The organism is Pseudomonas sp. B34(2017), assembly GCF_002112915.1.
Taxonomy (GTDB): Bacteria; Pseudomonadota; Gammaproteobacteria; order Pseudomonadales; family Pseudomonadaceae; genus Aquipseudomonas; species Aquipseudomonas pharyngis.
In genome coordinates, this window is the sequence record NZ_NEJA01000001.1 from 255,200 (window position 1) to 279,449 (window position 24,250).

General features: G+C 60.7%; 23 protein-coding genes. All 23 read right to left on the reverse strand.

All coding sequences use genetic code 11. The features are described 5' to 3' along the window. Positions 1-13 precede the first annotated feature (13 nt). Positions 14-1,717, reverse strand: coding sequence for a fused response regulator/phosphatase (locus tag CAF80_RS01230; RefSeq protein WP_085666708.1), 1,704 nt, complete (start codon positions 1,715-1,717; stop codon positions 14-16). A gap of 5 nt (positions 1,718-1,722) precedes the next feature. After that, positions 1,723-2,028 (reverse strand): STAS domain-containing protein, encoded by a 306-nt coding sequence (locus CAF80_RS01235; protein ID WP_039765597.1) that lies wholly within the window; start codon positions 2,026-2,028, stop codon positions 1,723-1,725. A 101-nt stretch (positions 2,029-2,129) separates the two neighbouring features. Further along, on the reverse strand, positions 2,130-2,579 hold the full coding sequence (gene fliJ, locus CAF80_RS01240; protein WP_039765596.1) for a flagellar export protein FliJ: 450 nt from the start codon (positions 2,577-2,579) through the stop codon (positions 2,130-2,132). A gap of 6 nt (positions 2,580-2,585) precedes the next feature. Next, positions 2,586-3,944 carry a flagellar protein export ATPase FliI gene (gene fliI / locus CAF80_RS01245; RefSeq protein ID WP_039765593.1) on the reverse strand — a complete coding sequence of 453 codons (1,359 nt, stop codon included), beginning with the start codon at positions 3,942-3,944 and terminating at the stop codon, positions 2,586-2,588. Next, positions 3,934-4,740, reverse strand: a complete 807-nt coding sequence (gene fliH / locus CAF80_RS01250; protein WP_074687537.1) for a flagellar assembly protein FliH — start codon at positions 4,738-4,740, stop codon at positions 3,934-3,936. Before fliH ends, fliI begins: the two co-directional genes overlap by 11 nt. A gap of 4 nt (positions 4,741-4,744) precedes the next feature. After that, positions 4,745-5,764: a flagellar motor switch protein FliG gene (gene fliG, locus CAF80_RS01255; RefSeq protein WP_007958288.1), complete on the reverse strand. Its 1,020-nt coding sequence runs from the start codon at positions 5,762-5,764 to the stop codon at positions 4,745-4,747. After that, complete coding sequence (fliF, locus tag CAF80_RS01260) at positions 5,757-7,544, reverse strand: flagellar basal-body MS-ring/collar protein FliF (RefSeq protein ID WP_007958290.1); 1,788 nt, start codon at positions 7,542-7,544, stop codon at positions 5,757-5,759. The genes fliG and fliF overlap by 8 nt, the downstream gene beginning before the upstream one ends. A 15-nt stretch (positions 7,545-7,559) precedes the next feature. Next, positions 7,560-7,889 carry a flagellar hook-basal body complex protein FliE gene (fliE, locus tag CAF80_RS01265; protein ID WP_011333048.1) on the reverse strand — a complete coding sequence of 110 codons (330 nt, stop codon included), beginning with the start codon at positions 7,887-7,889 and terminating at the stop codon, positions 7,560-7,562. A 127-nt stretch (positions 7,890-8,016) separates the two neighbouring features. Beyond that, positions 8,017-9,408: a sigma-54 dependent transcriptional regulator gene (locus tag CAF80_RS01270; RefSeq protein ID WP_074687536.1), complete on the reverse strand. Its 1,392-nt coding sequence runs from the start codon at positions 9,406-9,408 to the stop codon at positions 8,017-8,019. Positions 9,409-9,413: 5 nt separating this feature from the next. Further along, on the reverse strand, positions 9,414-10,625 hold the full coding sequence (locus tag CAF80_RS01275) for a PAS domain-containing sensor histidine kinase (RefSeq protein WP_039765586.1): 1,212 nt from the start codon (positions 10,623-10,625) through the stop codon (positions 9,414-9,416). A gap of 110 nt (positions 10,626-10,735) precedes the next feature. Beyond that, complete coding sequence (locus CAF80_RS01280) at positions 10,736-12,211, reverse strand: sigma-54 dependent transcriptional regulator (RefSeq protein WP_039765583.1); 1,476 nt, start codon at positions 12,209-12,211, stop codon at positions 10,736-10,738. Positions 12,212-12,383: 172 nt separating this feature from the next. After that, complete coding sequence (locus tag CAF80_RS01285; protein ID WP_039765621.1) at positions 12,384-12,680, reverse strand: hypothetical protein; 297 nt, start codon at positions 12,678-12,680, stop codon at positions 12,384-12,386. Between the two features lie 10 nt (positions 12,681-12,690). Beyond that, positions 12,691-13,089: a flagellar export chaperone FliS gene (gene fliS / locus CAF80_RS01290; protein ID WP_007958302.1), complete on the reverse strand. Its 399-nt coding sequence runs from the start codon at positions 13,087-13,089 to the stop codon at positions 12,691-12,693. A gap of 129 nt (positions 13,090-13,218) precedes the next feature. Then, a complete protein-coding gene (fliD, locus tag CAF80_RS01295) occupies positions 13,219-14,682 on the reverse strand; it encodes a flagellar filament capping protein FliD (RefSeq protein ID WP_074687535.1) in 1,464 nt (487 codons plus the stop codon). Positions 14,683-14,762: 80 nt separating this feature from the next. After that, the gene (locus CAF80_RS01300) at positions 14,763-15,119 is read right to left on the reverse strand and encodes a flagellar protein FlaG (RefSeq protein WP_039765579.1); all 357 of its coding nucleotides are present in this window, start codon (positions 15,117-15,119) and stop codon (positions 14,763-14,765) included. 71 nt (positions 15,120-15,190) lie between these two features. Continuing rightward, entirely contained in the window at positions 15,191-16,051 is an 861-nt protein-coding gene (locus CAF80_RS01305) for a flagellin domain-containing protein (protein ID WP_007958307.1), read from the reverse strand. Between the two features lie 243 nt (positions 16,052-16,294). Further along, a complete protein-coding gene (locus CAF80_RS01310) occupies positions 16,295-16,561 on the reverse strand; it encodes a hypothetical protein (RefSeq protein ID WP_085666709.1) in 267 nt (88 codons plus the stop codon). Next, positions 16,558-17,850 (reverse strand): motility associated factor glycosyltransferase family protein, encoded by a 1,293-nt coding sequence (locus CAF80_RS01315; RefSeq protein ID WP_085666710.1) that lies wholly within the window; start codon positions 17,848-17,850, stop codon positions 16,558-16,560. The genes CAF80_RS01310 and CAF80_RS01315 overlap by 4 nt, the downstream gene beginning before the upstream one ends. An 86-nt stretch (positions 17,851-17,936) precedes the next feature. Then, positions 17,937-18,863 (reverse strand): ketoacyl-ACP synthase III, encoded by a 927-nt coding sequence (locus tag CAF80_RS01320; protein WP_039765565.1) that lies wholly within the window; start codon positions 18,861-18,863, stop codon positions 17,937-17,939. 226 nt (positions 18,864-19,089) lie between these two features. Continuing rightward, the gene (pseI, locus tag CAF80_RS01325) at positions 19,090-20,142 is read right to left on the reverse strand and encodes a pseudaminic acid synthase (protein WP_085666711.1); all 1,053 of its coding nucleotides are present in this window, start codon (positions 20,140-20,142) and stop codon (positions 19,090-19,092) included. Continuing rightward, positions 20,139-21,641: a UDP-2,4-diacetamido-2,4,6-trideoxy-beta-L-altropyranose hydrolase gene (gene pseG, locus CAF80_RS01330; RefSeq protein WP_085666712.1), complete on the reverse strand. Its 1,503-nt coding sequence runs from the start codon at positions 21,639-21,641 to the stop codon at positions 20,139-20,141. Before pseG ends, pseI begins: the two co-directional genes overlap by 4 nt. Beyond that, positions 21,638-22,333, reverse strand: coding sequence for a pseudaminic acid cytidylyltransferase (gene pseF, locus CAF80_RS01335; protein ID WP_039765557.1), 696 nt, complete (start codon positions 22,331-22,333; stop codon positions 21,638-21,640). Before pseF ends, pseG begins: the two co-directional genes overlap by 4 nt. Before the next feature lie 614 nt (positions 22,334-22,947). Next, complete coding sequence (pseC, locus tag CAF80_RS01345) at positions 22,948-24,183, reverse strand: UDP-4-amino-4,6-dideoxy-N-acetyl-beta-L-altrosamine transaminase (protein WP_074687529.1); 1,236 nt, start codon at positions 24,181-24,183, stop codon at positions 22,948-22,950. Positions 24,184-24,250: the final 67 nt, after the last annotated feature.

Genomic DNA, 24,250 nt, shown 5'->3' on the forward strand with positions numbered 1-24,250 from the left:
AAGAATGCGCGGATTATGCCAGAGCCTCCCAGAAAAACTCCACGCGGGCACTGCGACCATCGTCTGACCAGCTGGCATTTCGGGCCAATTGCCGGATCAGACTGACACCGCGCCCCGACAGACGGACATCGTCGAGCGGCCGCTCCATCACGCGCGCGACGTCGAATCCCTGGCCGCTGTCTTCGACTCGCACCACCAGACAACCACCCTCGCCTTCCGGCCGCACCTGCAAATGCACCCGCACGTAACCGTCCTGCAGGGCCTCGAGGCGCGCATTGCGCTGCTCGTAATAATGGGCGAAACCCGAGGCATCGCGCTTGAGGCCCGAGTCCAGGCCCAGTACACCATGCTCCAGCGCGTTGGAATAAAGCTCGGCCAGCACGCTGTACAGTGCGCCACTCTGCGCCCGCAAGCCATGCACCTCAAGCAGCAACTGCAACAGGTAAGGCAACGGATTGAAGCGCTTGAGCGTGGCGCCGCGAAATTCGAAGCTCACCGACCAGTCCAACGGACAGGACTGGCCGCTGTCGGAATACACCGGCGCCGATGGATTGATCTGCTCGGCCTCCAGCAGGCTGACTTCGACCATGCTCACATCGTCCCGGGCCTCACCGCGAAAGTCCTGCAACGCCTGCTCGATGTCCTCGAACAGCCGATCCGGCTGGCGATTGGCAGCGAACACCTGGTGCAGGCGCTCGACACCAAACAACTGATCGTTGGCATCGCAGGTGTCGATGACCCCGTCCGAGAGCAGGAACACCCGATCACCCACCGCCATCGGGTGAACCTCGGTGCGGTCATCGAAAGTCTGCGGGCTGAGCACCCCCAGCGGCAGGTGGCGTGCCGCCAGCGGCGTGCGCTCCCCGGTGGCGAGACAATGCAGATAGCCGTCGGGCATGCCGCCGTTCCAGACCTCCACCGAGCGCCGCTGAAAACTCAGGCACAACAGCGTCGCGCAGCAGAACATGTCCACCGGCAGGATGCGCTTGAGCTTGGCGTTCATTTCCCGCAGGGTCTCGGCCAGGCCGTAACCCTTGGCCGTCATGCCATAGAACACCTCGGCAAGCGGCATGGCGCCGACCGCCGCCGGCAAACCGTGACCGGTGAAATCACCGAGCAACACATGCATGTCGCCGGCCGGGGTGTACGCGGCCAACAACAGGTCGCCGTTGAACAGCGCATAGGGTGATTGCAGGTAACGGATGTTCGGTGCACTCAGGCAACCGGAATGCGCGACCTTGTCGAACACGGCCTTGGCGACCCGCTGCTCGTTGAGCAGATAGTCGTGGTGTTTGGCGATCAGATCGCGCTGCTGAAGAACCGTGGCCTGTAAACGTCGCAAGCGATCCATCGCCTTTATTTTGGCGGCGAGGATCACCTGGTTGTAAGGCTTCGCCAGAAAGTCGTCACCGCCGGCCTCAAGGCAACGGGCCAGGGCTTCACTTTCCGTCAGCGACGTGAGGAAGATGATCGGCACCAGGTTCTCACCCGCCAGCTTCTTGATCTGGCGTGCGGCTTCAAACCCGTCCATCACCGGCATCATGGCGTCCATCAATACCAGATGCGGTTTTTGCCGGATAAAGGCTTCAACCGCCTCCGCACCGTGAGTGGCCGTCAGCACTTCATGCCCCTGACGACGGACGATGGTCGACAACAACAGCCGGTCAGCGGCGCTGTCTTCGGCAATCAGGATCGTCAGCGGCTCTTGCGGCTGCATGGCCGTCAACTGATGTCGAACAGTTTGTCGAAGTTGGAGATGGCGAGGATCTTGCGCACGTCCGAATTGCTGTTGACCACCCGCACATCCGAGTCGTCACCGCCGGCGTGATCACGCAACAGAAGCAACATGCCCAGGGCCGAACTGTCGAGATAGGTGGCATCCTTGAGATCCACCACGATGGAGTCAGGCTTTTTAGTGAGCCGCTCGTAGGACTCGCGAAATTCCTGATGGCGACCGAAGTCGAATCGGCCCTTGACGGAAATCGTCAACTTTTGCCCATCCGCAGACACTTCTGTAACGACTGACATGTACTGGCTTCCTTGTCATTGACGAACCTGTACAAGGTTTAGCACTTGGAGGGGCCATGGGCAAGGCGCGATGGCGTCGGGATCTGTCAGAGATCCGCCCGTCAAAACACCTCGTGCCGCGGCAAACGCTGGGACAACTCGTCCAGCAGCTTCTGTTCGCGCTTGTCTTCGGCGCGCTGGGCTTCGTCGCGGTAGCGTTGTACAAGTTTGCGCAGGCCCTCGACCCGGGCGAATGCCTGTTGCCAGGCGTCACGGGCCTTGTCCAGGTTGTTCTGGTGCCATTGCAGGCTCTGGCGCTGCTGATCGACGGCGGTGTCGAGTTGCGCCAGGAAGCCCTGAAAACCCAGCAGCCATTGGCCGGTCACGCCGGTGCTGCCGCGCACGATCCACTGCTGCGAATAATCCAGACGAAAGGCGTTGAGGTCGGCGAGTTTGCTCTCGGCGACTTTCACCTGCCCCTGAAAGTAACCCAGACGCTGCACGGCGGTTTTCTCGGCCTTCTCGGCCATGTCCACCACCGGCGCCAGACGCGCGGCTCGACTCAGGGCCATGACCGGTTACCCGCCGGCCGCCGGGGCGAAAATCGTTTCGAGGTACGCCTCGCTTTCACCCAGGCTGATTTTGTCGTTGAGCCCCTGACGCAGGTATCTGACCAGTTGCGGTTGCAGATTGATGGCAAGGTCTGTCTCGCGGTCACCGCCAGCAACATAGGCGCCGACGCTGATCAGGTCGCGACTCTGTTGATAGCGCGACCACAGCTGCTTGAAGTATTGCGCGCGCTGCATGTGTTCCGGCGCCACGACTGCGGGCATCACCCGGCTGATCGAGGCTTCGATATCGATGGCCGGGTAATGCCCTTCCTCGGCCAGCCGCCGGGACAGCACGATGTGCCCGTCGAGTACCCCCCGCGCGGAGTCGGCAATCGGGTCCTGCTGGTCATCGCCCTCGGACAGCACGGTATAGAACGCTGTGATCGAACCACCGCCCTTCTCCGCGTTACCGGCGCGCTCCACCAGTTTCGGCAGTTTGGCGAATACCGACGGCGGATAACCCTTGGTCGCCGGCGGCTCACCGATGGCCAGGGCGATTTCCCGCTGGGCCTGGGCGAAACGGGTCAGGGAATCCATCAGCAACAGGACGTTCTTGCCCTTGTCGCGGAAATATTCGGCGATCCGCGTGCAGTACATCGCCGCACGTAAACGCATCAGCGGCGCATCGTCCGCCGGCGACGCCACCACCACGGAGCGCTTGAGGCCTTCTTCACCGAGGATGTGCTCGATGAACTCTTTAACTTCCCGACCCCGCTCACCGATCAGGCCGACGACGATAATGTCGGCCTCGGTGAAGCGGGTCATCATGCCCAGCAACACGGATTTACCGACACCGGTACCGGCGAACAGACCCAGACGCTGACCGCGACCGACCGTCAACAATCCGTTGATACTACGGATGCCGACGTCCAGCGGTTCGCTGATCGGGTCTCGGTTGAGCGGGTTGATCGTCGGGCCGTCCATCGGCACCCAGTCTTCGGCCTTCATGCCGCCCTTGCCGTCCAGCGCCCGTCCGGCGCCGTCCAGCACGCGACCGAGCATGCTCATGCCCATCGGCAAGCGACCGGTGTCGGCCAGCGGCACCACGCGGGCGCCCGGGGCAATGCCGGCCACGCTGCCGACCGGCATCAGGAACACCTTGCTGCCGGAAAAGCCCATGACTTCGGCTTCCACCTGGGACGGGTGATAGGTGTCGTCGTTGATCACCATGCAGCGGGTGCCCATGGCGGCGCGCAGGCCTTCGGCTTCGAGCGTCAGGCCGACCATGCGCAGCAGGCGCCCTTCGAGAATCGGCGCACCGGCGATTTCGGTGGCCTCGGCGTAGGTGCTCAGGCGCTTGGCGAAGCTGGTGCGTTCAAGGCGCATCGGGGGCGTCCGCGAGCGGCTCTTCTGCGACCGGTGCCGGTTTCGGCGTTTCCGGCAAGTCCAGGCTCAGATCCGGCGCGGCCGGGTGCAGGGCCTGCTCATGCAACTGGTCGAACAGCTTGGACATGACCTGGCTGACGCGGGTTTCGATACTGGCGTCGATCCGGCTGTGGTCGGTCTCGACCCGGCAACCGCCCGGCAGCAGGGTTTCGTCCTCGACGATGCGCCAGGTTTCCTCATGACGTTCGCGCAGGGCTTTGACCTGCTCGAAATCCTGCGGATTGACGTACAGCCGCACATTGCCCACGCCCAGCGGCAACAGCTTGAGCGCGTCGCGCATGACGTGTTCGATCTGCGTCGAGTCGATGGCCAGTTCGCGCTGAATCACCTGTTTGGCGATGTGCTGCACGAGGTCGACCAGCGATTTTTCGATCTGGGTGTCTTGCTCGGCAATAGGCTCGAACAGGTGCGCCATCAGTTGCTCAAGGCTGTCGACCTTGGCCGTCAGGACCACTTCGGCGTCCTGACGCACCTTGAGGGTGGCGCTGTGAAAGCCTTCCTTTTCGCCGATGGCGAAGCCCTCGTTGTAGGCCTCCTGACGGATGCTTTCGAGCTCTTCGAGGGTCAGTGGCTGGACTTCCTCCAGCGGCACTTCTTCCATTTCCGGCGGTTCAGGCTCCGGTTCCGGCTCGGGCTCAGGCGCCGGCGGATCGAAGCTGGGCAAGGCCCAGGTATCGAAACCGCGGACGTCCCGGGCACGGATCAGGTCCGTCACATCGTCGTCATGCTTGTCCATGGGCTTAGATCATTTCCTCGCCGCCCTTGCCACCGAGCACGATTTCTCCGGCTTCGGCCATACGGCGGGCGATGGTGAGGATTTCCTTCTGCGCAGTCTCCACGTCGCTGACGCGCACCGGGCCCTTGGCCTCGAGGTCGTCGCGCAGCAGTTCGGCGGCACGCTTGGACATGTTCTTGAAAATCTTCTCCTTGACGCCTTCGTCCGACCCCTTGAGGGCCAGCACCAGCACATCGGAAGAGACTTCGCGCAACAGTGCCTGGATCCCGCGGTCGTCGACATCGGCCAGGTTGTTGAACACGAACATGAGGTCTTCGATCTGACCGGACAGGTCTTCGTCGACTTCGCGGATCGAGTCCATGAGCTGGCCTTCGATCGAGCTGTCGAGGAAGTTCATGATGTCCGCCGCCCGCTTGATGCCACCCAGGGTGGTGCGCGAAGCGTTCGAGTTGCCGGAGAACTGCTTCTCGAGGATCTGGTTCAATTCTTTCAGCGCGGCCGGCTGCACGGTGTTCAACGACGAGACGCGCAGGATGATGTCCAGACGCACCTTGTGGTCGAAGTTGCCCAGCACTTCACCGGCCTGATCCGGATCGAGGTACGCCACCACGATCGCCTGGATCTGTGGGTGCTCGTAACGGATCACGTCGGCAACGGCGCGCGGCTCCATCCATTTCAGGCTGTCGAGGCCACTGGTGTTGCCGCCCAGCAGAATGCGGTCGATCAGGCCGTTGGCCTTGTCTTCACCCAGGGCCTGGGTGAGCATTTTGCGCACGTAGTCGTCGGAGCCGACGCCCAGGCTGGTCTGGTCGCCGACGATGTCGACGAACTCGCTCATGACCTGCTCGACCTGCTCACGGTGAACGTTGCCCATCTGGGCCATGGCCACGCCAACCCGCTGAACCTCTTTGGGGCCCATGTGGCGCAGCACTTGTGCAGCATCGGTCGAACCCAGGGACAGCAGCAGAATCGCGGCTTTATCGACCCGGGACAGTTTGGCGACGGCGGCTCGGTTATCACTCATCTGCGTTAATCCACTCTTTCACGACCTGGGCCACACGACCCGGGTCTTCTGCCACCAGACTCTTGATTGCGTTCAACTGTGCGTCATAACCCTCGCTCGGGCTCGGCAGCAGAATGCTGGTCGGGCCGCCGAGGCTGACGCGATCGTTGGACAGTTCACCATCCAGACCGCCCATGCCACCGAGTTCCATGTCGCCGCCCAGACCGGCCAGCTCCTTGCTTTTGCCGCCACCGGTGATGTTGTTGAGCACCGGACGCAGCACGCCGAACACCAGCACCAGGATGAACAACACGCCCAGCACTTGTTTGACGATGTCCCAGAACCATGGCTGGGAGTAGAACGGAATGTCGGCGATCACTTCGCCGCGCTCGGCGGAGAACGGCATGTTGATCACGCTGACGCTGTCGCCACGGCTGGCGTCGAAGCCGACGGCGTCCTGTACCAGACGGGTGAAGCGCGCCAATTCGTCGGCGCTCCACGGCGCACGTGTGGTTTCACCGTTGGCCGGGTTGATTTTGACCTGATCGTCCACCACAACCGACACCGACAGGCGATTCAGGCGACCCTGCTGCTGTTTGGTGTGGCTGATGGAGCGGTCGAGCTCGAAGTTCTTGGTGGATTGTTGACGCTTGTCCGCCGGATACGGCGCGAGCATCGGCTGGCCGGTGGCCGGGTCCATGATCTGCTGACCGTTGGCATCAACCAGTGGCTGGCCTGGCTGCACCATGCTCGCCGGGGCGGCGGCGCCACCGGTGGTCTGCGGCGCCGAAGCCGGCGAAGGTGGCTGGTTGCTCAAGGCACCCGGCACACCTTGCGGGCCATTGCTGGCAGTGCGTTGTTCGTTGACCGACTGTTCGCTGCGCAGGGCCGGTTGATCCGGGTTGAACTGCTCGGCGGTCGATTCGACGGCACTGAAATCGACGTCAGCCGAGACTTCAGCCTTGTAGCGATCGTTGCCCAGTACCGGTTGCAGAATGTTGTGCACACGCTGGGTGAGCATGCTTTCCATGCGGCGGCTGTAGTCGAACTGCTTGCCGGCCATGGTCATTTCGGAGTTTTCCGCCTGATCCGACAGCAGGTTGCCCTTCTGGTCGACGACGGTGATCTGCGATTTGCTCAGCTCGGGAACGGAGGTGGCCACCAGATTGATGATGGCGACGACCTGGCCTGGCTCCAGCGAACGACCGGAGTACAGCTCGACCAGTACCGAAGCGCTTGGCTTGCGCTCGTCACGGACGAACACCGAACTTTTCGGGATCGCCAGGTGAACGCGCGCGCCCTTGACGTTGTTCAGGCTGGAAATGGTGCGGGCCAGTTCGCCTTCCAGGCCGCGACGATAACGGGTCGCTTCCATGAACTGGCTGGTGCCCAGACCCTGTTCCTTGTCGAGGATTTCAAAACCGATGTTGCCGTCGCTGGGAGTGACACCAGCGGCCGCGAGCTTGAGCCGCGCACGGGACAGGTCATCGGCCTTGACCAGCAAGGCACCGGAATTCGGTTCGACGGTGTAGGGAATGTCGGCGGAGGCCAGGGTATCCATGACCTGCTTGGCGTCCATGCCGGCAAGGCTGCCGTACAGAGGCCGGTAGTCCGGTTGCTGCGACCACAGCACCACGGCAAAGCCAATCGCCACGCTCGCGGCCAGGCCGACCAACAGGCCCACCTGACGCAGCACGGTCATCTCGGAGAGGTTTTCCAGGAAGGACAGGCCGAACAACGGCGGTTTGCCGTCTATCGGGGTGGCCTTGGCCGGAACGTTATCGGCGACTGCTTCTGCCATGACTCAATCTCGTCCTTAAACCGGCATCTGCATGATGTCTTGATAAGCCTGAACCAGCTTGTTGCGCACCTGGGTCAGAGCCTGGAACGACACGCTGGCCTTTTGCGAGGCAATCATCACGTCCGTCAGATCGACGCCGCTCTTGCCGATCTCGAACGCGTTGGCCAATTGGCTCGACGCCTGCTGGGTATCGTTCACTTTGTTGATGGCTTGACCGAGCATGTCGGAAAAGTTGCTGCCTGCCACTTCCGGGACAGCGGAAGTCGATTTCGGCTTCGACATGGCGTCCATTTGCATGGCCTTCATGTCCATCATCAACCGATTAAATTCAATACCTTGGCTCATGGTCTACTCTCTTGGGCGGCCCGCAATTTTTTGACACTCACTCGGCGGGTACTCAGGTGTTAGCAACAACGGTGCCAGCTCATGGCACCGCTTTCAGAAAAGCCGTTTCAAACGTTTGCGCAACCGGTCAGGTGGCGAACAGGTAGCCTTCGACATCCATGCCCGCATCGCGCATTTGCGCCAGTTTGTAACGCAGGGTGCGCGGGCTGATGCCGAGTTTTTCCGCGGCCTCCTTGCGCCGACCGCGCTCGGTACGCAGGGTGTCGATGATCATCTGGAACTCGCGCCGACGCAGGTCATCGCCCAGCGCACCGGCCGAATCGGCCTCGATTTCGACTTCACGAATGACCGGCGTTGCCGGAACGGCCGCCGGCAATGGAGCGAATAACGCAGGCCCGGAGAGACAGAAATCCTGCGGCTGGATCAAGCCGCCCTGCTGCAGAATCAAGGCCCGCTGGACCGCGTTATCCAGCTCGCGCACGTTGCCCGGCCACGGATAACCGATCAGGCACGCTTGCGCCTCGGGCGAGAACTTCGCCGTCGCATGCTTCATTTTATTGACGTGTTTGGCCAACAGACGCTCGGCCAGCGGCAGGATATCGGCGGTGCGCTCGCGCAACGGACGCCAGGCCAACGGAAATACCGAAAGACGGTAATAGAGGTCTTCACGGAACCGCCCCGCCGCCACTTCACCGGCCAGATTACGGTTGGTGGTCGCCACCACGCGAATATCGAGGGTGATCGGCTTGCGTGCACCGACCCGCTCCACTTCCCGCTCTTGCAACACGCGCAGCAGTTTGGCTTGCAGACCCAGGGGCATTTCGGAAATTTCATCGAGCAGAATGGTGCCGCCGTCCGCCTGTTCGAACTTGCCGGCCTGGGCCGCGATGGCGCCGGTGAACGAGCCCTTTTCGTGACCGAACAGGGTGGCTTCGAGCATGTTGTCGGGGATCGCCGCGCAGTTGATTGCAATGAACGGCTGGCTGGCGCGATGGGATTGCTGGTGGATGTAGCGTGCCAGCACTTCCTTGCCGGTGCCGGACTCGCCGGAAATCAGCACAGTGGAATCGCTGCGCGCGACTCGCGCCGCCAGATCCAGCAATTGAGCACTGGCGGGCTCGACCGCGACCGGGCCTTCGGTATCACTGACGCCAAGGCTGCCCAAGGCGTGACGCGCCACCAGATCCAGCAGAGCCTTGGGTTCGAACGGCTTGACCAGATAATCCGCCGCGCCTTGACGCATCGCATCGACTGCGCGCTCGACCGCACCATGGGCGGTCATCAGCAGCACCGGCAATTGCGGTTGTCGCGCGCGCAGCAGGCCGAGCAATTGATGGCCGTCCATACCCGGCATGTTGACGTCGCTGACCACCAGACTGAACGCTTCGCGCTCGACGGCGCTCAGCGCCTCTTCGGCCGAACCCACTGCGTGATAGTCGTGACCGGCCAGCAGCAGCGTATCGGCCAGCGCTTCGCGCAACGAGCGGTCGTCTTCGACCAGCAGAACCTTGATGCCCATGACCTTCACTCAGCTCCCTGAACAGCAGAAAACAACGGCAGGATGACCTGCGCGCACGTACCGCGCCCGACCCGCGAACGCAGCTGCAATTCTCCCTGATGCGCACGCGCCACGGCCTTGACCACGGTCAGGCCCAGGCCGGTCCCGGTGACTTTGGTGGTGAAAAACGGCTCGCCCAGCCGCGCCAGCACTGCCGCATCAATACCGCTGCCGCTGTCGCTGACACACAAACGCAAGGTGTTGTCGCGGGTATAGCAATGCACCTTCAGACGCACCTCACCGGCACTCGCCTGAATCGCGTTTTCAATCAGATTGAGCAGCGCGCCGACCAGCGTGTCGCGATTGCACAGCAACTCGCCAGCATGGCTGTCGCATTGCCAGCGGATCGGCAGATCCTGCACATGGGTCAGCGCCGCGGCCTGCAGCGACTGCATCAAGGCATTCGGCGTGACACGGTCGGTCAGCGGCAGCTCACCACGGGCGAAGACCAGCATGTCGCGCACCTGATGCTCCAGCTCGTGCAGACGCTCCTTGAGGCGACCGGCAAAACGCTGCTGGGTCGCGACCGGCAGTTCCTGCTCGGTCAAATGACTGGCGTACAGCAACGCGGCGGACAACGGTGTGCGGATCTGATGAGCCAGCGACGCGACCATCCGCCCCAGGGACGACAGGCGCTCGTGGCGCGCCAGCTGATCCTGCAAGTGACGGGTTTCAGTCAGGTCGTTGAGCAGCACCAACTGCCCCGGCTCGGCATCCAGCGAGCGGGTGGCAATCGACAGGCGTCGACCGTTTTTCAAGGAAATTTCGTGACCGTCGTCTTCGCGGGGCGCGAAGCAACGGGTGATGACATGGCGCCACAGCTCGCCTTCCAGCGGCAGACCGAGCAATTCGATGGCGGCAGGGTTGGCCTCGCACACAATGCCGTGGCCGTCGATGACGATGACGCCACCGGGCAACAGGTCGAGGAGGTTTTGCAGACGGTTGGCCAGGCGTTCTTTTTCCGCCAGTTCCTGCATGCGCTGGGCACTGACCACGGCCAGCTCGCCCTTGAGCTCGGTGACCCGGGCTTCGAGCATGCTGTAGGAGTCGGTCAACTGGCTGGACATCTGGTTGAACAGGGCGAATGCCTGCTCAAGCCCCTGGCGGCTCGCCTGCTCTACGGACGGCAGTTGCCCCGAGGACTCGGGAACAGAAGACATCTGGGAGGCTTGGGGCATTGTGTTTTCTCGCTTGGCTGACCGTCAGTGAAACGGAACGTTGCGAGGGACATAGCAATACCCGTGCCTAAAAAAAACCGGTTATAAATGAAGCAGTTGAAAAACAGGCGTCAATCATCCGCCTGTTCATCACCTTCACGACGGCTCATGCCGTACTTGCGCATCTTCTCCACCAGCGTGGTGCGGCGAATGCGCAGACGCTCGGCCGCACGCGCCACGATGCCGTTGGCATCGTCCAGCGCCTGCTGGATCAGACCCTGCTCCAGACCACCGAGGTAGTCCTTCAGGTCGAGACCTTCCGGCGGCAACAGGGCGTTGGCGCTGAAGTCCGGCGTATGGCCGTTGATCGCCACGCGCTCTTCCAGATCGCTGCGCAGGCTGTCGACCATCTGCTCGTCTTCGTCGTCGACGTAGCGGAATTTCTTCGGCAACTCGACCACGCCGATCACCCCGTACGGGTGCATGATCGCCATGCGCTCCACCAGGTTGGCCAGTTCGCGAACGTTGCCTGGCCAGCCATGGCGGCACAAGGACATGATTGCGGCGGAGTTGAAGCGGATCGAACCGCGCTTCTCGTGCTCCATGCGCGAGATCAGCTCGTTCATCAGCAACGGAATGTCTTCGACGCGCTCACGCAGCGGCGCCATCTCGATCGGGAACACGTTCAGGCGATAGTAGAGGTCTTCGCGGAAGGTGCCGATCTCGATCATGCTTTCGAGATTCTTGTGGGTCGCGGCGATGATGCGCACGTCGACGCTCTGGGTCTTGTTGCTGCCCACGCGCTCGAAGGTACGTTCCTGCAGCACGCGCAGCAGCTTGACCTGCATCGGCAGCGGCATGTCGCCGATTTCATCGAGGAACAGCGTACCGCCGTTGGCCAGCTCGAAGCGGCCGGCACGGCTGGTGATCGCGCCGGTGAAGGCCCCCTTCTCGTGGCCGAACAGTTCGCTTTCCAGCAACTCGGCCGGGATCGCCCCGCAGTTGACCGGTACGAATGGCGCGTCGCGGCGCTTGGAGTGGTAATGCAGGTTGCGCGCAACCACTTCCTTGCCGGTCCCGGACTCGCCGAGGATCAGGACGCTGGCGTCGGTGTCGGCCACTTGCTGCATCATCTGACGCACGTGCTGGATCGCACGGCTGGTGCCGACGAGGCTGCGGAACAGGTTGGGTTCGCGATGACGGCCGCGCTCGCGGGCCTGGTCGTACATTTCGCGATAGACCTGGGCACGGTGCAGGGAGTCGAGCAGTTTGCTGTAGCTCGGCGGCATTTCGAGGGTCGAAAGCACCCGGCGGCGTTGGTCTTCGGGCAGGTCCACCGAAGAATTATCGCCCATCAGCAAAACCGGAAGGAACTCATCCCAGGTTGAGAGTGTCTTTAGCAAGCCCAAAAGCGCACCAGGAGCATTGACCGTCCCGATCAGTACGCAAATGACCTCACGACTAGACGACAAAGAGCCGACTGCCTGCTGCCAGTCATGGCTTCCGCAGGGTAAATTTTCTTCGCCAAGAAAATTTAAGATCACCGCCAGGTCGCGGCGGCGGACGCTATCGTCATCGATCAGCAGAATTTTGGTTTCACGCCACATGCAATAGCAACTTCCCTAGTCAACTCAATGCCCAAAATGAGGGGCAAGCGAGACGCTTGCAGGACACCTTGTGCCTGTAGACGCCTGAAATCTGAAAACAGCCACTAGTTAAGTCAAAAAACCGTGCACAGTCAAATTTATGGCGCACATGTCTGGATTAACTGAGGGTTAATTAACCAAACAGATGGTAAACCTTTGCCGCGTTCTGCGCTTGGGTGATCTGCGACATCTCGTCGACTATCGCCTGACGCTCACCCATCGCCACTTCCAGAAGCTGCTTGTAGACATGCAGCAACTCCTCAAGATTATCGCGCAGCGCGACCTCGTCCACCGAAGCTTCACTCAAGACATCTTCCATGCAGGAACGGCAATCGAGGTCCAGTTGACCGATCGCCTCCCAATTGCGCTCGGCCAGGGCTCCGACCAAGGCTACTCGGGTTTCTTCAATTCGCTGCAAAACAAGACTCATGGTGATCTCCTCAGAACTGCGGAGCGGGCGCAGGTGCGATCGCATCCCAGCCTTCCTTGACGGTGCTCAGCAAGCCGGCAACCTCATCAAGAATGCGCGGATCGCTGCTGATGTTCGCCTCGGCGAGACGCTTCATCATGTAGATGTAAAGACCGTCCAGATCAGCCAGCGTATCCGCGGAATTTTCCAGATCCAGGCCTTCGCGCAGTCCGCTGACGATGCCGATGGCCTTGCTGATCGACGTGCACTTGGCAGGAATATCCTTGCGCTCGATCGCACCTTTGGCCTGAGCGATACGGTCCAGGCCGCCTTCCATCAGCATTTGCACCAGGCGATGAGGGCTCGCTTCAGATGTCTGAGCGTGCGCGCCTACTTTCTGGTATTGCCGAAGGGCTAACATCGGATTCATGTTCTACCTCATTTGCCACAATGACTCGTATGAACAGTGTATCGCCAGCGAGTCGAAAAACTTTAGACCACAAGACAAAAACCCGGCGCACGCTCGAAAGCGTAGCCGGGTTTTTGTCGCTCTTGCATGTTACTTCGCGGATTGCTGAGCGTTGAGCGAGGCGAAGAACGACGTGATGTTGCTCGCCGTAGACTTCATCTGACCTACCAGCAAGTCCATGGCGTTGTATTTTGCAGTCAACGTCTTGGTCAGGTTGGCAACACGCAGATCGAGCGCCAGTTGCTGACTGGTCAGGCTCTTGGTGTTGTTGTTCAGGATGGCCATGCGCTGATCAAGCAAGCCCGTGGCGGTAGGAAGACTACCGGCAGGAGGCTTCAGGTACGGATCCACCGCCTTGCTCATGCGCGCCAACAGACCGTTGGTGTCGTTGGTACCCGTAAACATCTGCTGGACCTGACCGGTCATGCCCGGCGTGGACATGGTCTTGTTGAATGCAACGGTGTCGAATGTCAGGTTACCGGTGAGCTTGTCAGTCATCACGCCCAATTGCGACAGGTAGGCCATCGGACCGGTGCTGGTCCCGCTCGGCATGGTCAATTGGCTACGGATATCGGCAATCAGCGAACGCGGCAGGGAGTCACCGGTAAAAGCCGCCTGAACAGTCAGCTTGCCATCTTCATCCGGCGTCGCCTTGGACAGGGTGTCGATGGTGGTCTTCAACGTGTTGTAGGCATCGACGAAAGCCTGGACAGACGTCTGCAGACCTTTGGTGTTCGTGTCGACGCTCACCACAACAGGCGTGCCTTGCGGATTCGGGACAGTCAGCAGGTTCAACGACAAACCACTGATGGCGCCGGTCACCGTGTTGCTCTTGCTGGTCACTGTCAGCCCATCGATGGTCAGCGATGCATCTTTGGCGAGCCCGTTGACCGCTCCGGAATCACCCGCCGCCGGAGTGGCACCCATTGTTTTGGTGCCATCGATTTCCAGACCGGCAATGCCGCTCACGCTCAAGTCAGAGCCTGCGCCAGTCTTGCTCGAACTGATCACCAGGCGCGAGGCACCGGTGCTGTCCGTCACGATGTTGGCAGAGATACCATTGACACCCTGAGCCGTGTTGATGGCATCACGAGTGCTCTGCAGGGTCGCATTGGCCGGGATCGTGACATTGTAATCAGTGCCATTCTGACTGATTTTCAGGGTACCACTCGGAATGGCACTGGCAGCACCGCCGGCAAAGGATGCACTGGCTACTTTCGAGCCGGTGGCCAGATTATTCACAACAACACTGTAAGTACCCGAGACCGCGGTGTTATCCGAAGTAGCGCCCAGAACAGTTGGATTACCCGAAGTCGCCGTGTAACCGGCAAACGCTGGGTTCGTCTTGCTGCCCAGGTTGGTCATCGCGGTCTGGAATGCCGTCAGCGCACTCTTCAGCGTACCTACACCGGAAATCTTCAGCGTGTTGGTTTTCGTCGCATTGTCGATCTGCGTCTGCTTCGGCGACTTGTCGGCGTTGACCAGCGCAGTAACGATCGCACCGATGTCCAGGCCGGAACCCAGGCCAGAACCCGGTAAAATTGGACTTGCCATGTGCATCTCCCTTGGGTTGTTGCCAGTCTTTTGACCAATACCTGCGTCTAAAGAACTTCAAACACTATTCATGCCAGCTATCAGACTTTGGCGTCGAACAACACGTGACTTGCGTTGGCGAGGCTGTCTGCCAGCTTGAGGGCTTCTGCGGAAGGGATCTGTCGTACGACCTCGCCCGTCTCGCTTGCGATCACCTTGACGATGACCTTGCCGGAATGCTCGTCGATCGAGAACTCCAGATTGCGCTTGATCGACTGAACGAACTTCTCGATCTCCTGCACCGCCAGCTTCAGCTTGGTCTCATCTGACTCCTGACTCTTTTTCGAGGCAGGAACAGCATCAACGGTCTGAGGCTTGGTTTCCGACGGCTTGTCGGCAACGGTATTGACTGGCTTGGGAGCCGGATAAGACACGTTAAGCTTGACGCTCATGTCCATGCTCATCACCTCATAACGTAAAAAGCGAGAGAGCACGCAAGCGCACTCCCCCGCTAAAACTCATTCCGAAATTACTGAAGCAGCTTCAGTACAGCGGAAGGCAGTTGGTTGGCTTGAGCCAGAACAGAGGTCGAAGCCTGTTGCAGGGTTTGCTGCTTGGTCAGGTTAGCAGTCTCTGCGGCGAAGTCGGTATCTTGTACGCGACCTTGTGCAGCAGTGGTGTTCTCGGTGATGTTCTGCAAGTTCTGGATGGTGCTGGTCAGACGGTTTTGCGAAGCACCCAGGCTGGCACGAGTTGCACCGATTGCAGCGATAGCGGCGTCGATTGCAGTGATCGCGTTGTCGATGTTCTGCGAAGCAGAACCAGCGCCAGTACCGGTAGTACCGGTCAGAACTACAGTACCGCTACCTACGGACAGGCTGACGGCGTCGAACTTGGAGCTCAGTACCAGGTCGATGTGGTTAGCCGAACCGGTGTTCGCGCCCACTTGCAGGGTCACAGTACCAGCCGAACCGTCCAGCAGGTTTTTGCCGTTCAGGTTGGTAGCAGCCGAGATACGGGTGATCTCGTCGGACATCTGAGCGAATTCAGCGTTGGTAGCGGTCTGGTCAGCAGTGCCGTTGGTACCGTTACGTGCTTTAACAGCCAGTTCACGCATACGCTGCAGAATGTCGGTCGAAGCTTGCAGAGCGCCTTCAGCGGTCTGGGCAACGGAGATACCGTCGTTGGCGTTCTGGATTGCCTGGGTGTTACCGCGGATCTGGGAAGACATACGGTTGGAGATCTGCAGGCCAGCGGCGTCGTCTTTAGCGCTGTTGATTTTCAGGCCGGAAGACAGGCGCTGCATCGAAGTCGACAGAGCGTCGGAAGCGCGGTTCAGGTTTTTCTGAACGTTCAACGACGTGGTGTTGGTGTTTACTGTTAAAGCCATGACGAATTCCTCGTTGGTTGGGTACTGCGGCTTCCGGCCCTGGCAACCGCCGGGTATGGCCTAGAGAACCTTCGTAATAGTTATCGTCGGGTTTGCAGGTTGCTTGAGGGCTTTTTTGAAAAATTTTGCCATCACCCTGCCACCCCCTAGAAAACAAAGACTTAGCAGCACTTTACCTTCGAAAAAATGACGCCATAAAACCGTCCGTGGCGCAAACCTGCGGGCCAGTGCCTTCGCCCCTCTTCAGGCGGACGATTCTTCCAGCAATTGAATCAACTCGTACTCCATGAAATCGGCAAGGCCCAACCAGTCCTGACGCTCCTGGCACTCGAGCATTTGTGCGAGCAATTGCGCCCAGACTTGCTGCTTCTGCGTGCCGGCCGACAGCAATGACTGCTGCGCGCCCTCGAACACATCGACCATGGTCAACGCCGCCTCGACATCACGTCCCAGGCGGAACAACCCGGCGCACTGATGGCATTCGTCTACCCAGCTTTGCAGTGCAGTCATTGCACAAACTCCTGATTGAACGCTGTACCGGCAATCTGCGCACCCGCGCGGCTGCTGTTGAAAAATGCCACCTGCGGCTGACTGGCGATGTATCGCTCCAGCACGCACAGATAACCGCGAAAGTTGAGCTGGGTACTGACGCGCTCGCCATACCCGTCACGCACCCAGTGCCGCGCCTGATTCACCGACGGCCCCAGGTCACCGTCATTCCAGCCGGCATGGGTCTTGTTCATCGGGAAGGCAAAATCGGCACCGAACAGCGTGATGCGTGCAGCGCCCATCTTCACCGCCAGGTCCACGGCCGGGTGAATCACACTGCCACCCACATGCAGCAGCGCCCTCGGGTGCTGTTCACGCAATGCCGCATAGACCGGACTGGCCGAGTAACCGCCATAGCGCTTGCCCTTCCAGGCCCTCAGCACCTCGGGGTCACTCATGGGCAGATACACCAGCGGGATGCCGTCGGATTCCTCAAATGGCAAATGCCGGAAGCTGATGCGCTGATCGATACTCACCACATAGTCGGGCACGATCCCGTGCTCGCGCAGCGGCCGGTACGCGGTATCGACACAAATGAACAACGGACGCCCGGCCCGCTCGCGGATCGCGGCCAGACGTTCGAAATGCTGTTCCAGCGTCGGCCCGGTGCCGATCACATAGATCTCCCGACCGGCACAGGTGCCGAACAAGTTCGCCACATCATCATCGGCGAGCAACACAGGCAAGCAGTCGCGCAGACGCTGTTGTATGAACGGTGACTGCGGATCGAACTCACGATTGTTGAAGCTCAGGTGCACTTCGCTGACCAGCCGATCACGAATTTTTGCGTTGAAGTCATCGGCCAGCAGCATCTCGGCGGGCAAGGCGAAAAACGGCGTGCAGATGTCGGACAGGTCGCCGGCGTAGAGCAATTCAACCCGCGGGTCCTGCAACCACTCCCGTTGATCGATCAATTGCAGCACCAGGGCAAACAGCGCGCCGTTGAGGATGTGCACATACAGGCGTTCGAGCCCGGTGCGCTCCAGCAGCACCGTGGGCAAGTCCCCGAGGCCGGTGCCGTAGACATGCAGTTGCGGCTTGTCCGCTGGCAGGGTGGCAGCCTGAATCTGCGCCTCGCGGACACGGTCATGCCGGCTGGTGAGCTGAATGCCGCCAATGCTCAGCGTCGAGCCCAGCCCCTGCGTCAACTCGGCCTCGATCGCCGAACTGTCTTCGTTCAGCAATCGTGCGAACAGCGCCGGCCAGCGTCGCTCGACGACTTCAGCGTTGGCTTGGAAAAACTCGCTCATGGCGCCTCGCGCTCCCTTCAGGCAAAAAAATAGCGTTCAAGGTTAACCCTTGAACGCTATTTTTGTATCCGCCGTTTTTATCCGATTCAAGGACGATAAATAATCGCCGAACCCCACGACAGACCGACACCGAAACCACTGATCGCGATGCGGTTCCAGTCGGAATCCATCACGTGTTTTTCCAGCAGCAGCGGCACACTGGATGACACGGTGTTACCGGTCTCGACCATGTCCTTGATGAACTTCTCCGGCTCGCCTTCGAAGCGCCGCGCCACGGCATCGACAATCGCCGCACTGCCCTGGTGAATGCAGAAGGCATCGATGTCATCGGCCTTCAGACCGGAATCGTCGAGCAGTTCGTGCAGATGCGCAGGCACCTTGAGCAGTGCGAAGTTGAACACCTGACGGCCGTTCATGAAGAACACGCCATCGGTGACTTTCAGGTGCGGTGCGCCGGAACCGTCGGTGCCGAACTTGGCCTTGCCCAGCGCCCAGACTGGATCTTCGCCCATCCAGGTGGCAGTGGCGGCATCGCCGAACAGCATGGTGGTGTTGCGGTCTTCCGGATCGACGATCTTCGAATACGGGTCGGCGGTGATCAACAGCCCATTCTTCAGGCCGGCGGCTTCCATGAAGCCTTTGATCGCGTAGATGCCGTAGACGTAACCGGAGCAGCCGAGGGAAATATCGAACGCCGCGACATGGGTCGGCAGGCCGAGTTTGTCCTGGACGATGGCAGCGGTGTGCGGCAGGCCTTCTTCGTCACCGTTCTGGGTGACGACGATCAGCGCATCGATGGATTCACGTTTCAGTTCAGGGTTGTTGGCAAACAGCGCATTGGCCGCTTCAACGCACAGATCGGAGGTTTCCTGTTCCGCGTCTTTGCGTGGGAGGAAGGCCGAACCGATCTTGCCGAGGATGAATTCTTCATCCTTCTCGAATTTTGCACCTTGTGCGTAATTGTCCACGCCGGCTACAGGAACGTAGCTCGCAATGCTTTTTATGCCAATCATTACGGCTTCCCAATAATAAACAGCCCAATACCACCGCTCGCAAGGATTCGAGGGGCGCCGACAAACAGAAAACGGCCGCCACAACGGGCAGCCACGGGGAGCGCAAAGGGCTATCACTGGAACCGAAAACGGGCCAGGCGCCATCTCCCCGGTCATTACAATACAGTGAAGATGCGCGTTATGACTCGCAGGTCACGCTATTTTGCCGAATCGATGACAGATCGGGTCATTCGACCAATGACCAGTCCAGCGGCGTACCACGTTTGATCGGCTGGCGCGCACGACGCCCGAGGACGGCATCGGTGTGCTTGGGCGGCAAGCCGAGACCGGGACGAATGGCGCGCACATTAGCCACCGTGAAGGGTTCACCGGTCGCCATATCGGTCGTGACGTACAGCGACCGACGGTAAACCAGAGACTTTTGCTCAGCCTCGGTCACGCCGTAATGCACCTGGCCCATGGCCTGCCAGGCGCGCTCGGTCTCCACCACCAGACTGGCCAGTTCCGCCGGTTCCAGCGAGAAACTGGCGTCAACCCCGCCGGCCGCACGGTCGAGGGTGAAGTGTTTTTCTACCACCGTAGCGCCCAGCGCCACCGCCGCCACCGACACGCCAACGCCCATCGAATGGTCTGACAGCCCGACCTCACAACCGAACAACTCACGCAGATGCGGGATCGTGCGCAAGTTGCTGTTGGTCGGGGTCGCCGGGTAGGTGCTGGTGCACTTGAGCAGCACCAGATCCTTGCATCCCGCCTCACGGGCGGCGCGCACGGTTTCGTCGAGTTCGGCGAGGCTGGCCATGCCGGTGGAAATGATCAGCGGTTTGCCGGTCGCCGCGACACGACGGATCAGCGGCAGGTCGGTGTTCTCGAAACTGGCGATCTTGTACGCCGGCACGTCGAGGCTTTCGAGAAAGTCCACGGCGCTGTCATCGAACGGTGTCGAAAACGCAAGCATGCCCAGCTCTTTGGCCCGGGCGAAGATCGGCACATGCCATTCCCAGGGTGTGTGGGCCTTTTCATACAGGTCATAGAGCGAGGTGCCGGCCCACAGGCTGTTCGGATCCTTGATGAAGAATTCGCCTTCCGCCAGATCCAGGGTCATGGTTTCGGCGGTGTAGGTTTGCAGCTTCAAGGCATGGGCACCGGCCTTGGCCGCCGCTTCGACAATCTGCAAGGCGACGTCCAGCGACTGGTTATGGTTGCCGCTCATTTCAGCGATGATGAACGGCGGCGCATCGGCACCGATCCGGCGGCTGCCGATCTTGAAACTGCTCATTGACGGGATTCCTTCAAAACCTTGGTGAACGCGCAGGCACTCTGGGTGAACCCGGCGTCACGGAAAACATTCATCGAGGGCTGATTGGCCGGCAAGACCTGGGCGGTAATGGCGGTCATTTGCGGCCAGTGCGCTGCCACAAAGGCTTCGCCCTGTGCCAGCAGCGCCCTGCCCCAGCCGAGGCCGAAACGCCCCTCGAGCAGATACAGCGAAACCTCTGCCTCAAAGCCGCGCAAATCGTAGCGCAGGACACCGACCGGGCCGTCATCCGCCTCGGCCACCAGCAGCAACCGCTGAGGATTGCGCAGGCTCGCGCCCAGCCAGTTCACATGTTGCGACCGATCGATCGCCCCACTGTCCAGCGACCAGCGGCGCACCGCCTCGGCATTGCGTCCGTCGAACAGCAACTGCGCGTCATCCGGCGTCGCCGGACGCAACTTGAGCACCGCGCCGGCCAGTGCCGCCGCCACCCGCAGCGCACCGCGCCCGTCGACCAGTTGCCGCGAACGCTCGGCCAAGCTCTGGCGCAGATAAAAGTTGCCCACGACAAAGCCGATGGCATCGCGCAGTTGCTCGACACTGACCTGCTCCCGCGCGCCCATGAACACATGCGCGCCGGCCGCCGCCATCACTTCGCCGTTGGCCTGTTGGTTGTTCGACACCGCAATGCAGATCGTCGGCAGGCCCAGGGCCGCGCGTTCCCAACTGGTGCCACCGCCGGCGCCGATAAACAGGTCGGCCTCGGTCATGCGCCGATGAAAATCGCTGACAAAACTGTGCAGCCGCCAGTGCGGCCGCGTTTCGGCCAACGCCTGCATCTCTGCCCAGGCCGGGTTGTCGGCGCCGGCGACGAAATCCACTTCAAGCGCCGAAAAATCCGCCAGCGCCAGCATCGCGTGATGAGTCTGGCGTGCCGCATCGAAGCCGCCGAAATTCACCAGCACCCGGCGCGCCAGAGGTTTGATCTCGATGGCCGGGGCACTGAACTCTTCGCGCAGCATGGCGAAGCGCGGGCCGAGCAGTGTTCGGCAACCGGCCGGCAGCAGCGGCTGATAATTTTCGCTGAGCCCGGAGAGGTTCTGATTGAGCAACAGGTCCACGCTGTAGCGGCGGGTCGCCAGATCATCGACGGCGGCGATCCGTGGTGCGAAGCGACGAGCTGCGGTCTGCCAGTGATGGTCGAGGCCGTAATGGTCGGCGACGACCCAGTCAAATCCGGGCTGCCCTTCCAGTTGCGCCGCCAGTGCATCGATATCCGCCTGCCACGGCAGCATCGATTCGATGGCCTGCTCCGGGTCTTCACCGGCGTAACGATCCGGCAACGCAAACGTCGCGAAGCCCTCGGCGTGCAACATGTCGAGCCGATGGCCAGGCAAGCGTCGGCAGGCAAACGCGACATGACTGCCCTGCGCCCGCAACACCCGGGCCAGAGGCAGGCAGCGGGCAATGTGACCACTGCCGATGGTTGGCGACGAGTCGGCGCGAATCAGGACTCTCACTGCAGTTCTCCACCTGCCTTGAGTGCAGCGTGAAGGTATTCGGCACGCTGCCAGTCTTCGGCATTATCGATATCCTGCACCAGATGCCGCGGCAGAATAACCGGCAGGCTGGCCGAGGAGTAGAGGACATCGCCTTTCAGCCATGCGGCGCTGCGCCCCCAATAGAACTGCCCGGCATCCTGAAAGGCCTCGGGCAGATCCTGCGAGCGGGTATTGCGAAACTCCGGATACAACGCGGTCAGAGCGCCCCGCCCGTCAAGGGTCAGCGCACGCTGTACCGGGAAACCGAAACGGCAAACCGAGAAGGTAAAGGACTTTTCCGGCTGACGCTCGAGCAGTTCAAAGCCCTCACGCAGGAAACGCGTCTGCAGCAATGGCGCCGTGGCGTAGACGCAGCAGGCGTAATCGAAGCCCGGCAGTTGTTGCAGCGCATGCACGATGACTGCTGCAGTGCCGGTGAAGTCATCGGCCAAATGTGCCGGACGCAGGAACGGTACCTGCGCACCGTGCGCCATCGCCACTTCGGCAATTTCTGCGTCGTCGGTGCTGACCACGACTTGCTCGAACAATCCGGATTTGAGTGCCGTACGGATCGAGTGGACGATCATCGGCAAACCGTCGAACAGTTTCAGATTCTTGCTCGGTATCCGTTTGCTGCCACCGCGCGCAGGAATGATTGCAACATTGCTCAAGAGCGTTTTTCCAGTAAGAAACAAGTGATGTCGTCCGCCGGAAATTGTGGATCGTGGTGATACACAACCCCGTAATCCAGCAATTGCAGATCAGCATAAAATTCAAGCACTCACCGGCGAAATCGCTTGAACAATTTGCCGCTGTTGCCGCGACAGGATACCTCCACCGGTGCCGAGTTGTAGTACTCGGCAATCAGGATGTAGCGACTGCTCAGATCATACAGCTACGCATAAGCCATCGGCAGCAACGACGAATCCAGATGAATCAGCCCCCCTTGCTGAGGGTCAAGTCGTACTGTCGATTCCGGGGAAACCGAACAGCGAACCGTGCCCTGGCGCAGGTATTGGCATTGGTCCGGACCCCGAACAGCTTGCATCCGGGCAGCAGTTGACGCAGCTCCTGCAAATTGTTGCCGGCATTGGTCCCCAACTCCACCCGGTTGTCGATCCGCCTGGCACGCGCCAGCACCCTGGAGAATATCGCCAGGGTGCTGCGACCAGTGGCTGGCCGACATTACGGTCAACGTACTGGTTGCCGAGTTCGCCCTGCCAGAATTCCTCCTGCTCACTCAGATCACGCAGTGCAAGGTTCCCATCCTCCATAGCAGCGAAATTCATTGGGTCAAACGACGCAGTTGCTCGACGACATGATCCTGTTGCTCAGCACTCAACAACGGAAACATGGGCAAACTGATCGCTTCGGCGTAATAGCGCTCAGCCTCGGGAAAATCGCCTTCGGCAAATCCCAGGTCGCGATAGTACGGCTGCAAATGCAGTGGAATGTAGTGCAGGTTCACACCGATACCGGCCGCGCGTAATCCTTCGAACACCTGGCGATGGCTAAGACCGACACGTTCAGTCTGCAAGCGAATCACATACAAGTGCCAGGCCGAATCGGCTTCCGCTTGCGCGCTCGGGAGCGTCACAGGCAGATACGCCAGCAAGCGTTCATAGCGTGCCGCCAATTCTCGGCGGCGGTTGACGAATTCGTCCAGTCGGCTCATTTGCGAAAGGCCGAGCGCGGCTTGCAAGTCAGTGATCCGATAGTTGAAACCCAGCTCGACCTGTTGGTAGTACCAAGGGCCATGGCTGGGCCCGATCATCTGTTGCGGATCCCGGGTTATGCCATGGCAACGCAGACGCTGCAAACGCTCGGCCAGCTCCGGACGATTGGTCAGGACCATGCCGCCCTCGGCACTGGTGATGATTTTCACCGGGTGAAAACTGAACACGGTCATCGCTGCGAACTCGCCGCAACCGACCGGGCGCCCGGCATAGGATGCTCCGACGGCATGCGAGGCATCTTCGATCACGGTGAAGCGGTAACGCTCAGCCAATTCCGCGATTCGCCGCATGTCGCAGCTCTGCCCGGAAAACGCTACCGCCACCAGCACCTTGGGCAACGTTCCCGTCTGCTCGGCGGTCTCGAGCTTGCTGGCCAGAACCTCGGCATCAAGGTTCCAGGTCAGAGGATCGATGTCCACGAAGTCGACATCGGCACCGCAATAACGCCCGCAATTGGCCGAGGCCAGAAAGGTATTCGGCGTGGTCCACAAGCGGTCGCCAGGTCCCAGCTCCGCGGCCATGCAGGCAATGTGCAGCGCCGCCGTGGCATTGCACACCGCCACCGCAAAGTCAGCCTGACAACGCTCGGCCATTGCCTGCTCGAAACGCTCGATGGTCGGCCCCTGGGTCAACCAGTCCGACTGCAGCACGGCAACCACAGCATCGATATCAGACCGTTCGAAACGCTCTGCCGCCGACCCCTTGACCAGCCCGTCCGATTGCAGCTCCGCGACCACCGCATCAATGTCCGCTTCATCGACACTTTGCCGACCGTAGGGAATCATGCCGAACGCTTCGCAGGTGAGTCGGCGAACAGCCCGGAGCCGCTGCAGATGAAGATCGACTTACCAT